General features: G+C 51.9%; 11 protein-coding genes. 4 read left to right on the top strand and 7 right to left on the bottom strand.

Features of this window, described 5'->3' with window-relative positions:
* Positions 1-3: 3 nt before the first annotated feature.
* Positions 4-558 carry a dihydrofolate reductase family protein gene (locus tag EL628_RS21715; protein ID WP_126582108.1) on the bottom strand — a complete coding sequence of 185 codons (555 nt, stop codon included), beginning with the start codon at positions 556-558 and terminating at the stop codon, positions 4-6.
* 568 nt (positions 559-1,126) lie between these two features.
* Here EL628_RS21715 and EL628_RS21710 point away from each other — a divergent pair.
* Entirely contained in the window at positions 1,127-1,588 is a 462-nt protein-coding gene (locus EL628_RS21710; protein WP_126582107.1) for a MarR family winged helix-turn-helix transcriptional regulator, read from the top strand.
* 98 nt (positions 1,589-1,686) lie between these two features.
* Here the strand turns inward: EL628_RS21710 and EL628_RS21705 are convergent, their stop codons facing one another.
* From EL628_RS21705 to EL628_RS21695, 3 genes are all read right to left on the bottom strand, one after another.
* Entirely contained in the window at positions 1,687-6,699 is a 5,013-nt protein-coding gene (locus EL628_RS21705) for a HEAT repeat domain-containing protein (RefSeq protein WP_126582106.1), read from the bottom strand.
* Between the two features lie 2 nt (positions 6,700-6,701).
* Complete coding sequence (locus EL628_RS21700) at positions 6,702-7,112, bottom strand: hypothetical protein (RefSeq protein ID WP_126582105.1); 411 nt, start codon at positions 7,110-7,112, stop codon at positions 6,702-6,704.
* 220 nt (positions 7,113-7,332) lie between these two features.
* Positions 7,333-7,935 (bottom strand): hypothetical protein, encoded by a 603-nt coding sequence (locus EL628_RS21695; protein WP_126582104.1) that lies wholly within the window; start codon positions 7,933-7,935, stop codon positions 7,333-7,335.
* Between the two features lie 347 nt (positions 7,936-8,282).
* Between EL628_RS21695 and EL628_RS21690 the strand changes: the two genes are divergently transcribed.
* The 3 genes from EL628_RS21690 to EL628_RS21680 all read left to right on the top strand — a co-directional run bounded on the left by EL628_RS21690 (position 8,283) and on the right by EL628_RS21680 (position 10,506).
* Positions 8,283-9,038 (top strand): SDR family NAD(P)-dependent oxidoreductase, encoded by a 756-nt coding sequence (locus tag EL628_RS21690; protein ID WP_126582103.1) that lies wholly within the window; start codon positions 8,283-8,285, stop codon positions 9,036-9,038.
* A gap of 146 nt (positions 9,039-9,184) precedes the next feature.
* Entirely contained in the window at positions 9,185-10,075 is an 891-nt protein-coding gene (locus EL628_RS21685; RefSeq protein WP_126583581.1) for an ABC transporter substrate-binding protein, read from the top strand.
* Between the two features lie 47 nt (positions 10,076-10,122).
* Positions 10,123-10,506, top strand: a complete 384-nt coding sequence (locus EL628_RS21680; protein ID WP_126582102.1) for a nuclear transport factor 2 family protein — start codon at positions 10,123-10,125, stop codon at positions 10,504-10,506.
* Between the two features lie 26 nt (positions 10,507-10,532).
* On the opposite strand, the gene pdxR is transcribed toward EL628_RS21680, so the two are convergent.
* The 3 genes from pdxR to EL628_RS21665 form a co-directional block, all read right to left on the bottom strand.
* Positions 10,533-12,038: a MocR-like pyridoxine biosynthesis transcription factor PdxR gene (gene pdxR, locus EL628_RS21675; RefSeq protein WP_126582101.1), complete on the bottom strand. Its 1,506-nt coding sequence runs from the start codon at positions 12,036-12,038 to the stop codon at positions 10,533-10,535.
* Between the two features lie 898 nt (positions 12,039-12,936).
* A complete protein-coding gene (locus tag EL628_RS21670) occupies positions 12,937-13,743 on the bottom strand; it encodes an alpha/beta fold hydrolase (RefSeq protein WP_126582100.1) in 807 nt (268 codons plus the stop codon).
* Between the two features lie 43 nt (positions 13,744-13,786).
* Positions 13,787-14,503: a helix-turn-helix domain-containing protein gene (locus EL628_RS21665; RefSeq protein ID WP_126582099.1), complete on the bottom strand. Its 717-nt coding sequence runs from the start codon at positions 14,501-14,503 to the stop codon at positions 13,787-13,789.
* Between the last annotated feature and the right edge of the window lie 60 nt (positions 14,504-14,563).

The following is a 14,563-nucleotide window of genomic DNA, read 5'->3' as shown; positions in this document are numbered from 1 at the left end:
TGATTATGCTGGCCGGTAAAATAGGAGTACATTGCCTGATTGAAAGGTTCTGGTGTCGAAACGTGTGAGGGGCAACTTCTCCTCGATGCCTTTGAATAAGGGCTGGCCCTTGCCTAACACGACCGGATTGACCATGATTCGCAATTCATCAATCAAGCCCAGATTGAGGAGTGAGGCCGAAAGGGTGGAGCTCCCGAAGATGATGAGGTCTTTGCCCGGCTGCTGCTTGAGTTGCAAGATTTCTTCTGCGAGATGATCTTTCACCAGTCTGGTATTTTCCCATTCCGCCTGCTCCAGTGTTCTGGAAAACACGATTTTGGAAAATGTATTCATTTTGTGGGCAATAATCGGATCGTCCTCAAGCACACCCGACGTTGGCCAGTAACTTGCCATGCTCTGATAGGTGACGCGTCCAAACAACAGTGTATCTACGGAAGCGAGCTGCTCGTTGGCAAAGTTGTTAAATTCTTCATCCACAACATGCCAATCGAGTTCTCCGTCGGGTCCGCTAAAGAAACCATCAAGCGTGACCATTACAAAGACAATCACTTTTCTCATGCGCTGCTCCTTTTGTTGTGTTCTTGACCACCTCATTTGCGCGCTTCGCGGTGACCAATCGAACAGATTACAACGTTGCTCGGAAAAAGAACACCAGGTTTCTAGCTCGGTTGGCATGCATTGGTCTACCTCGCATCGATGATTCGCAGGGCCTGTTTTTTCATTCGCGAGGGGCCGCTTTTGCAAACGTTGAGACGGTCAAAAACAGTGATGTTCATCGTCAACGAGCGTAGTATAACGGAACAAAAGGGCAGTGTCTTGAATAAAATGGACAGGACCGCTACTGGCAACGCACTTACGAGTTCAGCGCCGCACGTACTGCAGGAATAACCTCTTCAATAAAGAGATTGGAATGCACTCTGTGCCTGGTCTAAATGCTGGACCAGAGTGAGTCACCAGCCAGAAGTGTTTCTCTTGTGATGTTTGCGAGAGCATGAGAAAATACAGGGTAGTCTTAGAATGGACGAGGCATTCCGCCCATGTCATCCATATTTTTGGTAAAATGCCTTTACTAAAATGGTAAGATGAAAAGACGAATTTGTCAAGTAGAGGATATGGTAAATAGTACATGAGAAGCAATGAAAATAAGGCACTATCTGATAATGAACGGTTATTAGGAGCACTGCTACGCATTCCGTATCAAGCATTAACGGTACGCATTCAACAAGGGCTGGTAGAGCAAGGCCATCCCGAATTTCATGCCAGCCATCTGCGCGTCCTGCAACATATTGAGCCCACGGGGTCACGTCTGAGTGACCTGACCGAAGATGCTCAGATGACAAAGCAGGCAATAAATTATCTCATTGAATATCTGGAGGAGCAGGGCTATGTTCTGCGTGTGGCGGATAAAAGTGATGGGCGTGCAAAAATCATTCATCTGACCGATCTTGGTCGCCTCTGTGAACAACAAGCTCGTGAGATTATTAAGCAGACTGAAGCAGAGTGGGCAACCCATCTGGGTCAGAGCCGGATGGAGCTTTTACGCGAGACGTTACGGGATCTGGCAGCATTAATCGAAACCGCATCGTAACTGTAAGGGTCTTGAGATGCGATCTGTTCTTCTTAGAAAAGCTGGCACTCAATCGCAATGACTTTGCCTTAGCACTGAGAACTTCTTAAGAGAACTTCTCATACTTCATCATCTTCAATACTCGCTTCCAGGGAGAGTATCTCTGCCAGGGCCGCGTCTGCTGCGCGACGCACAACACGCATACGTGGATCAGGATCAGAACATAATGCAATCAGACGTGAAATAATGGTATTTGGAATAGAGCGACGAATATTTTCCAATGCACGTATAGCATGAACGCGAACTTGCCATGATGGAGAAACTAACATGCCCTCTAAGGTTTCAAACACCAGAGGAGTAGCTACCTTCATATCACTTAGAATGTCAGCCACAATAGTCTGAGCCAATGGTTTGAACACCAGAGGAGATGCTCGCTTTTCTAAAATAGCTGTGGCTTCCTCCAACACCATTTCGAATTCGTGTCCATACTGTTTCTTAAGTAATTTTAATGCAGTAGACCGAACTGATGCGTCTTCGTCGGTAATGAGAAGCAGCATCTCTTCTCGTGTGATGATGTTAGTATCTATCTTAAGTAATTGAGCAACAGCCGCATGACGAATAAAGCGATCCTCATCATAGAGAGCGTGCAAAAATACTTCAGCAGGCACTCGCTTTCCTGCTTGACCCAGCACCTCAATGACAGTGCTACGGACACTGTTATCATCATCATGCAGAGTCTGAAGCAACACTTCTATTGGCATTCGATCTCCCGCCTGACCCAACGCCGCGACTGCTCCGCTACGCACAAAACTATTCTTATCATGCAGAGTCTGAAGCAACGCTTCTATCGGCATCCGCTCCCCTGCTCGACCCAGAGCGTAAGTTGCTGCTCGACGCACATAACTATCTCTATCATGTAGAGTCTGAAGCAACGCTTCTACTGGCATCCACTCTTCTGCTTGACCCAGCGCCTCGGCTGCTGCGCTACGCACACTGCCATCCTCATCATGTAGAGCCTGTAGTAACGCTTCTACTGGCATCCGCTCTCCCGCTTGACCCAGCACCTCGGCTGCTGCGCTGCGCACATGGCTCTCCCCATCATGCAGGGCGATCATCAACGCTTCTACCGGCATCCTCTCCCTGGTATGACCCAATGCCTCGGCTGCTGCGCTACACACAGAGCGATTCTTATCATGCAGGGTAAGCAACAACGCTTCTATTGGCATCTTCTCCCCGGCTTGACCCAGCGCCTCGGCTGCTGCGCTATGCACATCGAAATCGTCATCATGCAGGGTAAGCAACAACGCTTCTATTGGCATCTTCTCCCCTGCATGGCCCAGTGCCTCGGCTGCAGTGCTACGTACATTTCCATGCTTATCCTGCAGAGCAAGCAACAATGCTTCTATCGGTATCCGCTCCCCTGCCTGACCCAGGGCCTTAGCTGCCGCACTACGAACATTGCTCGCCTTATCATGCAAAGCGACCAGCAACGCTTCTATCGGCATCCGCTCTCCTGCTTGACCCAGCGCCAGGGCGGCTGCTCGACGCACATCACGCTCCTTATCATGCAGAGCGAGCACCAACGCTTCTATCGGCATCCTTTCCCCGACTTGACCCAGCGCCTCGGCTGCTGCTCGACGCACATCACCATCCTCATCATGCAGGGCGAGCAACAACGCTTCTATTGGCATCCTTTCCTCGGCATGACCCAGGGCCTCGGCTGCTACACTACGAACAGGGCGATCCTTATCATACACAGCGAACAGCAACGCTTCAACTGGCATCCGCTCCCATGCTTGACCCAACACCTCGGCTGCTGCTTGACGCACGGAGCCATTCTTATCATGCAGGGCGAGTAACAACGCCTCTATCGGCATCTCATCCCCAGCCTGGCCCAGCGCCCTGGCTGCTGCTCGACGCACATCGCTCTCCTCATCATGCAAGGCAAGCAGCAACGCTTCTATCGGTATCCTCTCCCCGGCCTGGCCCAGGGCCTCAGATGCTGCTCGACGCACATCGCTCTCCTCATCATGCAGGGCAAGCAGCAATGCTTCTATTGGCATCCTTTCCCCGGCTTGACCTAGCGACTGGGCTGCTGCGCTACGCACAAAGCGATTCTCATCATGCAGGGCAAGCAGCAACGCTTCTATTGGCATCCTTTCCCCGGCTTGACCCAGGGCCTCGGCTGCTGCTCGACGCACCGAGCGATCATCATCATGCAGGGCAAGCAGCAACGCTTCTATTGGCATCCGCTCTCCTGCTTGACCCAGGGCCTCGGCTGCTGCTCGACGCACCGAGCTATTCTCATCATGTAGGGCAAGCAATAACGCTTCTATCGGCATCCGCTCTCCTGCTTGACCCAGGGCCGCAGCTGCTGCTTGACGCACAAAGCCATCGTCATCATGCAGAGCAAGCAGTAACGCTTCTATTGGCATCCTTTCCCCAGTTTGACCCAGCGCATGAGCTGCTATATGACGCACAAAGTTATCCTCATCATGCAGAGCCTCAATCAAGAATTCAAACTCCCCGACCTGACCCAGCGCCTCTGCTGCTACAAAACGGACATTATCATCCTCATCATGCAGAGCCTGTTGGAAGACTTTAATGGATTCACTGCTTCGTAGCAGACCGAAAGCTTCAATCGCAATTTTTCTGCGCTGTCCAGAAAAATGCTGTGCTGACTTGAGAAATTGGTTGATAGTAAAAAGTGTTGTTTCGTTGCTCAATAGCTGGATCTCTCGAATAATATGAAGTAATCTTTGTTGCTGATTATTTCCCGTGGAGGCTGCAAATAACTGCGTTTCCCATTGCAGAACTGCTTTTTTTTCGAAGTCCGTTAGCGCTGGCTGTGGTTTCTGCGGTGCGTCTCTTAACTCAACCAGAGATGAGATTATTAATAATAAACCTACATTGCCGATATCGCCTTCTGAGGTATCTTTTTGATCGAGCAATGACTGTAACCAGATGAATGCCTCCTGCCATCCACTTGATCCATGATAATGGGCAAGAGCTCCTACCATTAAGCGCAAGATTTCTGTCCAGCGGCTATATCTACGTTTGCTCCAGATCAATTGCCTGATGCGTTCACGGGTCTTTTCCTCTCGACTTACGAGCCCATTGGCAAGCTCGACTGCGGCTAAGTATTCTTGAAAGGTTTGATGACGAAACCCATAGATCTCTTTCGCTACTGGTTCGATGATCCCAGAGGCGATAATGCGTTCAGCAAAGGTTGCAGCTTCCTGGTCTGACTTGCCTTGAACGTTGATAAGAAAGGTTAACAGGTCGTTGATGCTGAAGATGCGCCCTTTGTTCTGATGGAGCCAGAGCGCCAGCGCTGTCAGAAGGCGCCAGAGGAGCGTGCTCCAGACACTGCTTGCTTCGCGTGTTTTTATAAGAGCTTCAACTACCTCTTTGTACAGCATAGTTCGACTGGCGGGTAGCCCTCTAGTTTTGAGGAAGACGATCGCTGCCAGGCTTAGCAGTAACGGGTTCTCTCCCCAGGCGGCTGCTTGTGGATGATGTTCAAGGAGGTCGATGAAAGAGGGTGGAGTTAGTATGGGTGAGGGTGTTATCTCTAAACGTTGCTGAAGCTCAGGAAGTAAGGCATGGGCCAGGGCGAGGCGGCGCTCATGATTGAGCGAAAGAATCTCCCACTCGGCAAATTGTCCCCTTTTGAATTGTCCACCTTTGTATTCGGTGAAGCGAGAGCCAACAATCCAGGTACTTTTATTCTCTAAAGCCCAGGTATTAATCTGCGCAATCAGCCCTGGGCGCGCTTCTGGTCTCACTTCATCTAGACTATCCAGGCAAACAAAGGCATGTCCATTGTCAAGTTCTTGCCATACGAGCTCGGCAAACTGTGCGTCTATACCAAAGCGTTCAATCATATCCGCCAGATAGTGGCGAAGTGGTCGATCGAAGCGCACGAAATCTGGCAAGGAGAGAAAGATCGGGATCGGCAGATGGTGATCCAAAAGCGCTTCCTGGGCATGACGGCCAATCAGATATTTCAGGGTCGTTGTCTTGCCTGTGCCCGGTCCACCAAGAATCACAACGCGATGGTGGGGGCTTTTCTTCAGCGCATCCTCACTATTCTCTGCAATCACCCGCGTTGGTTGACTCCTTTTGTTTTCGGAAGCCTCGAACTGGGACTGAACGTCATCGAGGGCTCTCTCTGGCTCTCCTAGAAGAGGACGGCGCATCCTCTTGTCCAGATCCTCCGCTGCTAAGGGTTCGCTGCGCAATTCTAAAGGTTGAAAAATCGCATGGAGCGAGAAACCCTCGGCTGGACCAATCGGGAGCGTAACAGTGCTATAGTATTTGCAGAGATGTTCCAGATATTTGCGACGCAGATTCGCAGAGATATATTGCCGGGTCATGCTGCCAGTACGTTGCTGAAGCGAGAACCAGATATCGTTGTAAAAGCCTTCTTGTTCCTGAATAAAAACGGGGAGAGGGAGCTGAATAGAGTAGGTTTGATTCATCTGATCTCGTGCTGTATTGACCCAGCTCCATATATCTGCGAGGGAGAGACTGTGCTGGTCAGGGGAGGCATCCTGAAAATGTTCCTGGCATGCTGCACTGACGGCCCAGGAAAGAAAACCAGCCTCCAGGGCCTCTACCTCTCTGGCTTGAGCACGTCGAGAGCAGGCTGAGAGGATAACATTTGCGCTTCCCTGCAGGGCCTGGTTTAACTCACCCCGGAAGTCTTGAACGCCTTTGAAGAGGTTTGGGTGTGCACCTGCAGCATGGCAACAATCCAGAATAAGGACTTTATTGCGCGCTTTACATTTCCGAATAAGCTTCTTTATGTCACTAATTTCGAGCCCTGAAGACAGAAGATCGTCGGGATCGGTCTCGTTACAGATCAAAAAAAGCTCTTCGTCGAAAATGGCATGGCCAGAAAAATGAACCACCAGTGTGTCCTGTGGCTGACACTTTTCGGTGGTGTTGCGTAAGTGGACAAGGGATTTCTGGCGCGACTCAGCGATAAGCGGTGCCACCTGGAAAGAACAGCGGGGATGTTGCAGCGCGCTGGCCAGACGTTCAACATCGCGCTCTGCATACTGAAGTCGCATGCTCTGAGGTCCGTTGGCTCCAAGCAGGCAGGCGTAGCGTTTCGGCTCCGTCATCCCTATGCCTCAGTCCCTTTAGAATCAGGAGACGTTGGAGTGACTGTGGCTTCTGGCAGACGATTCTCCTGAGTCGAACGAATGCGTTTGCGATGAATAATAGTCGTGCCGTCTGGCTGACGGGTCTCGATCTCTTCAATCTGCCAGGACTCTGAACGATTTGGAGGAGTGAACTGATTGAGAATGCGTAAAACAACCGGCGTGAGGGAGCTGACCAGAGTAGCAACGGCTAAAATGATAGTCGTTACATCCTTACTTCCACGTTGAGCCTCAGGATCTCGCTGAACAACGACGTGAAGACCAGGCAGCTCGCGCTGTAATTCCTGGTAGAAATCAATGTCTTGATCTTCAAGAAACTGATGTACCTCATCAGAAAACTCAAAAATAACCTTTTCTGTACGCTCGGTCTCCATGGTACGTCCCTGCTCCTCTTACTCTATGCTACCAATCTGGCTATCGTGAGCCACCCAGAAAGCACCTTCAGTGCAGAAGAAAAGAAATTGTTGCTCATCATTCTAAACGCGAAGAAACCGTCCTTGTAACATACAAACTCTTCTGAAAATAAAAGTTTCATGCAGGGTGGTGAAACCCCTTCATGAACGTCTACTCAGAATGAGAAAGGCGATGGAATAGCTAGGATCGAACAGGTCTCTTACGATGTTGATATCCTTTACGTGAGCGCATAACGCGTCGTCTGATCTCTTCATGCAGATCCCTTCGGCCACAATTCATCAGAATGATATCGCTACCATCCATCAACAGTATCTGACAGCGGCCTACGGGACCGTCATCAACTCGCTCAACAATTCTCTCAACACGTTCGATCTGGTCCCAACGCAGTGCGATAGATTGCTCGTCATGAACAGAGACGAAGCCTTGCTGATAAAAATATACTGATGTTAATCCTCCAGAACGCGCTTTCAATGCCTTCTTACCCCTCACATAGGCGAGTCCAGATAGAGGGATCATACCAAAGAGCAGCAGACAAACAATCCCAAGCACATTGCCAGGCATGATCAGATAGAATAGCCAAAAAAAGCCAGCGCTGAAAACCAGCAGATACAGCGGAAACAAGATCAGCATTGACAATAAGTTACTGGCTGGATAGTCCGTGAACCTGCCACACACCGTAAATTTTCCTAATCGAGATGTTTCGGCAAGATGAGATACCTGTTGTGATGGAGTCCACTCTTTCATATGTCTGTGTTTATTGCGAATTTCCAGGTGTTGTAACATTCAGCCTACTCCCTCATTTAAATACCTTCTACTACATAAACGAGCAGGCCTTCTTTCTATCAATTTCAGCATTTCCACGCACTTTTTACTGGTCACAACAGGGAGAGAAGCGTCACTCCTGTATCTGTAAACTCTCTATTCTCTCATTTTGTGAGCTGTCCTGATTCTTTTGTGCCTTCCATCCCTGAAGGTTTCCTGCTGGTTGCGTAACTTACAGATTCTCAAAGTCGTGTAATGACGAGAGGCTTTGCATACGGGGCGATCTAATCAATACACCCGGGCATCGACGATGGACAACTCCAAGCGTTCATGCCGACAGCCCGCTACTATGAGCAGGAGGTGGGTCCATGACTGGAGCAACCAGCAGGGTAGCATTAGTGACCGGGGCCAGTAGCGGAATCGGTGCAGCCACCGCGCGCCTTCTGGCTATGCGAGGGATGCGCGTGATAGTCAACTATCTCCGTACCAACACGGCTGCCGAGGAGGTTGTGGCTAGCATCCAGGATACAGGCGGCCAGGCCATAGCGGTGCAGGCCGACGTACGCGAAGCTGCGGCGGTCAAAAACATGATCGAGCAGGTCCAGGTGAGATGGGGCGGCATCGACGTGCTTGTGCATAACGCGCTTACTCCATATGTGATCAAGTCGTTCCAGGATATGACGTGGGAAGAACTTGGTGGCAAGCTCGATGACGAGATGCGTGCGGCGTTCGCGGTGACCAGAGCCGTCCTGCCCGCCATGACTGAGCAGAGTTGGGGACGCATCATCTATCTTGGTACTGGTCTCAGCCATCAGCCCCGAGAGGGAATGATAGCACTGGGTACGTCTAAGGCAGCACTGGCGCAGTTTGCCCGGTATCTTGCTCAGGAGCTGGGCCCGCTGGGCATCACGGTCAATGTCGTCGAGCCGGGCCCGGTGGAGGAGACCCGCATGGCAAATGTGCTTGACAGGGAGCATAAGCAACGACAGGTGGATGCCACGCCTCTGGGCCGTCTGGCCCATCCAGGCGATGTCGCTCAGGTTGTCGCCTTCTATGCCAGCGAGGAAAATGCCTTCATGACTGGCACTACGGCTGTGGTCAACGGCGGGATGTCTATGTACTGACATCACCGCTCTCCTCAGCCAACAGACCGGATCGCCCCTGCCATGGCTGGTTGGCCGAACCAGGACGGCACGCTAGTATCTCAAACCCCATAGGGCGACGAAGGCGCATGGATGGTGACACGATGAAGGACAAAGGAGAAACGTTCATGTATACGATCGATCTTGCCTACGTTGGACGAGGTCTACATGAAGAACTGGTGGCCTATATCGCTGATCAGCAGGGCTATTATGCCGACGAGGGTGTTCACGTTGCGCTTCACGACGGCTGCACCTGGGACGATGAGCGGCTACGCCACTGTGCCACCATCGGGCTTGGCCGGGCTCTGCTGTCTCGACTAAACGATGGTATCCCATGGGTCGCACTCACAGTCAATACCCACCGCCCTCTGTTCTGGTTCCTGGCTCGCCCCGGCCTGACTTCCTTGTCCAATCTGACCGGGCAACGGCTGGCAGTACATGCTCCCCATACCGCACCCGGATGCTTCGCTCGGATCGTGCTGCGTCATGTTGGACTCGACCCGGACCGTGATATCCGTAGCATTGTTCGCACACCCGGCGACTACGGCATGGACCTGCGCTGGCTGCACGACGGCAGGATCGATGCCGCCCTGGTTGGCAGCACCATGGCACCGGAAGCGATAGCTGCCGAGCGAGGCTGGCAGGTGCTGGCCTGGGTTGGCGAGTACTTCCAGATTCCCACTGTAGGCATAGCCGTCGATCCTACCTATATCAATCCGGACGATCCTGCGATCCAGGCCGTCGTGCAGGCTCACCGACGCGCTTTGCAGGTGATCCACAACGAACCCGACACTACGGTGCGGCACCTCCAGGCGTTCCTCGGTCGACACACTGCAGACGAAATTCGAGCCCATTACGAGACGTTCATCGCACCGTATTTCACTACTGATGGGCAGGCAGACCTCACTATAGGCGCTACAGCGATCACTACAGTCGCTGCCGAACTCGGTGTTCCTGCCACCATCACCGCAGCTGCGTTTTATCGCACATACAACCAGAAACATATCACATTACGTTGAGAAGGGAAATACATATATTGCTTTTTACGAGCTAAAAGTGAGGAACCATGGAAAATCAGGAAATTCGCAAGGCTCTGGATCAGCACTGGGCGGCCTCCGCAGCTGGTGATAGTGAAGCGGAACATGAGATCTATCACGACGACGTTTTAGTCGAGTATCCTCAGTCGGGCGAGCGTATCTGCGGTCGCCACAACATCCAGGCTCTTCGTGGACACCATCCAGCTAAGCTGGGCTTTACCATCCGACGCATCCTTGGGAGCGGCAATCTCTGGATCACCGAGTATGTGCTCAGCTATAACGAGCAGCCAACGCAAACCGTCAGCATTATGGAGTTTCGTGATGGCAAAGTTACCCACGAGACACAATACTTTGCTGATCCGTTCGAGCCACCTGCCTGGCGAGCTCAATGGGTCGAGCATCAGGAGAATTAGTTCGGGAAACAGGAGCAGAGACCACACTAGCGAGGAGCTTTGTGGCACGCACGAATGATGTCGGCCAGTACATGTACACCGGCCTGTATTTCGCCTTCATCTCCTGTCGCATAACCTAACACCAGTCCACCCTGGGCGAGAGGCTGTCTGCTCAAGGAAGAGAGAGCTACCACTTCGATACCACGCATTCCAGCATGCTGCTCTACCTCGCTATCGGAGACGCCCGGTGGGAGCCATGCCACCAGGTGGAGCCCGGCATCCGGGGGATGAGCAGTAAGCAGATGACCGCACATGCGCTCCAGCGAGGTCAGGAGAAATGTACGACGGGCGGCATAGAGAGCTCGCATCCGGCGCAGATGGCGGGCGAAGTGTCCTTCCATAAAAAAATCTGCAAGGACCATCTGCTCAAGGAAGGGAGGATGAATCATCTGAAAACGCTGCGCGGCTTTACAGGGCTCGATCAACGCTTCTGGCACGACCATATATCCCAGACGGAGCGAAGGGAAAAGCACTTTGCTAAAGCTTCCCAGATAGATGGTACGGTTTGCTCGATCCAGTCCTTGTAACGCTTCTACAGGATGCGAGTTAAAGCGGTACTCGCTATCATAGTCATCTTCAAGAATCCAGGCCTGAGCCTCTCGTGCCCATTGCAAGAGCGCGAGCCGCCGCTCCAGTTTCATGGTCACACCAAGAGGAAACTGGTGTGAAGGAGTGACGTAAGCCAGACGAGCGCGTGGAGCAAGTGCCCTGCCCGCAATTACATCTAATCCTTGCGCATCTACTGGAACAAACGCGAGAGAGGCACCTATCCCCTCCAGCACTGCCCTGGCTGGGGGATAGCCCGGGTCCTCCATCCAGACGGTATCTCCGGCGCTGACCAGGATACGTCCCAATAGATCAAGGGATGCCTGCGTCCCAGGCGTAATCAGCACCTGATCCACCTGACAACGTACCCCACGCGTGACGGCGATATGGGCTGCAATGGCCTCGCGCAATGCAGGATACCCAGCGATCTCCTGATAGTCAAGGGAGACCGAGAGAGAACGACGCATGTGACGAGCCAATAGCTGGCTCCAGAGAGCCGAGGGAAACTGCTCCAGGTCAGGCACTCCAAGGCGGAAGACGCCCGGTTCCTGTGATGGAGACCGCCTGAAGGAGAGGGGCAGGCTTTTCATCTGTGTAAGCAAGGCCTGACCCAATGGAGAGAGATGAAGAGATGGTGTTTCCTGAGAGGATTGAGCCTCGCCTCTGGGCAGTTGCTGTGAAAAGACACGGGCCACGACAGTCCCGCTGCCCACCGTTCGTTCGATAAATTCTTCTGCCTGAAGTTCTTCATACGCACTACTGGCGGTGTTACGCGAGACACCAAGTTCACTGGCCAGCGTTCGCGTGGATGGCAAGCGTTGACCCGGCTGAAGCTGGCCATCAAGAATAGCCTGGCGCATCCAGAGATAGATCTGGCGATGTAGAGGAACTACCGAAGTGTGAGCGAGGTGCAGCTGCTCTCGAAGAGAGACTGGACGCTGACGCATATCTTCCCCTTTGTTCGGAAATAAGCATATGCTCTCCAAGTGACCCCATCAGTATACCTAAAATTGCCCTTTATGACAAGGCTACTTCGCCCGTATACTGCAATCATCCTGCACCACGGTGTTACAAGGGAAAGTCAGTTCTCTCTTTCCTCTCTTCCTGCTCCACTTTGTGAACCCATCTATGACTTCATGGGAACAGAGGCTATGGAGGGGCTGGCATCGTGGAGCTTCACGATCAGGAAGGAGACAAGCTACCTTCCCTACTGCTTTTGTTATATTATGCCTATAAAAATATGTAAAGTAGGGAAAGCCGCTTGTCTCTTTCCTCTGCTCCTGCTCCGCTTTGTGAGCCCCTCCATAGCTTCATAGGGAAACGGGCAATGAGGCTATGGAGGGGCTGGCATCGTGGAGCTTCACGATCAGGAAGGAGACAAGCTACCTTCCCTACTTTTATTGTTATATTATGCCTATAAAAATGTGTAAAGTAGGGAAAGCCGCTTGTCTCTTTCCTCTGCTCCCACTCCACTTTGTGAGCCCCTCCATAGCTTCATAGGGAAACGAGCAATGAGGCTATGGAGGGGCTGGCATCGTGGAGCTTCACGATCAGGAAGGAGACAAGCTACCTTCCCTACTTTTATTGTTATATTATGCCTATAAAAATATGTAAAGTAGGGAAAGCCGCTTGTCTCTTTCCTCTGCTCCTGCTCCACTATGTGAGCCCCCCCATAGCTTCATAGGGAAACGGGCAATGAGGCTATGGAGGGGCTGACATCGTGGGGGTTTACGATCAGGAAGGAGACAAGCTACCTTCCCTACTGTTATTGTTATCTTTTGCTATTTTATACCTATAAAACAATTTCAAGTAGGGAAGGTCGTTTTTCTCTTTCCTTTGCTCGAGCTATGCTCTCTTAAAGAAGTCGATGATGACCGGGGCGAGTACTTGAGGATCAACTTCGTGGGTCTGACCGGCGAGGGTCTGACGACTGGCATTTGGCAAGACGCTTACCAGCGCATCAGCACCATGGTGTAACCAGACATCGCTCGCACCACCATCTGCCACCAGAACAGGCGAGATAACATTGGTCCAGCGATCCGTTGGAAGTGGCTTGCCCTGCATGACGTCAGCCACAAAAGCACCATCATAAGCAAGGGTATGTGCCACACCAGTTACACCTGACCACATTGCTTGATCCTGCTTGATGCCACCGATGTACTCGGCCGGAATGCCCACAGCTTGCGTCAAAAAGTATTCGACAGCTTCATCGCGCTTTCCTTCTGCCACGAGCGTCGTGAGGTGTTCTGTGTAGTCGGCAGGCACAGGCTGGCGGCCATCATCGACAATCAATGGTGGTTCGTATAGGGCAACTTTAAGAATGCCCGAGGTAACAGCGGCGGCATCCAGGCTCAACACAGCGCCCGAAGAGATACCAAAGACCATGGCTTTGCCACCAGCATCCTCGACCAGCGCTTGCAGATCTTCAATTTCACGTTCCCTGGCAAAGGGCCGGGTATCGCTACTATCGCCACGGCCCCGGCGGTCGTAGTTGTAGACTGTGAAGTGGTTACTCAGCAGTTCAGCCAGTTTTACCATAAACGGGTCAAAGGCACGATACGCCGTTGCACCATTCACCAGGATGACAGCCTGACCAGACCCAACCTTGTCAAAAGCAATTGTAGTGCTATCTTGAGACGTTACTGTTTGCATGGAATTCTCCTTCTGTTGTCGTGCTACCAGGGAGAAGTATACCTCAAGTGTAAGGGTCTGTCTTGTACAAAAGCGAAAGCTGCTCTGGTCGGCTGTGATGGAGCAATTCAGCAGGCGTTTGGCCAATAAAGCGCGTCAGCGATCTCGTTAGATGCGGCTGATCGTAATACCCCGCCTTCAGAATAGTGTCAGTGATCGAGACGCCTTGCTGTAAGAGGAGGGTAGCATAACGGGCACGCTCGATTTGTCGCGCCATGTTCTGCGTAATACCTGTTGCCTGCAAGAAGTGATACTGGACGGAGCGTGGCGTGAGGTCTTTGCTCTGTCCTTGCAAGGCAGCCTCGATGACGGGGTCGCGAACCAGCAATCCAGCACGCGCCAGCTGGTTCACAAAGAGCTCTGCATTATCAAAGGTAGGAAACTGCCAGGCAGAACCAGAGAGCCAGAAGGTCTTATTTGTCGCTTCAGGGAGAGTCACTCCTGTATCGAGGAGACTTCTGGTTGGCAGATGCGGCAGAAACGTGCCCAACTTCAAAAGGATACCAAACCATTCTCCCTCTGAAGGACTGTCGCCAACAGATGTGGCTCTGGTCTCTGGCCCTCGTACGGTCATCGTGACCTTACCATGTAGTCTGGTAACTACTAGTTCGCAACGGCTCGTGGCAATTGAGAGAAACGGGGCTGTCCCCTCACTATGGCTGCGCCAGATCCGATCAACAAAAGGCGAGTCTGACGGCCTTTCCTCATCAAAGAAAATCATGTCTTTCCTTCCGTTTCCAGGGTAAATCCGCTTCCCATGATAGCATAAACAGAGAGATCT

Source organism: Tengunoibacter tsumagoiensis, assembly GCF_003967535.1.
Classification (GTDB): Bacteria; Chloroflexota; Ktedonobacteria; order Ktedonobacterales; family Ktedonobacteraceae; genus Tengunoibacter; species Tengunoibacter tsumagoiensis.
The sequence above is the reverse complement of the archived record's forward strand: the minus strand, read 5'-3'. Positions and strand labels throughout refer to the sequence as shown.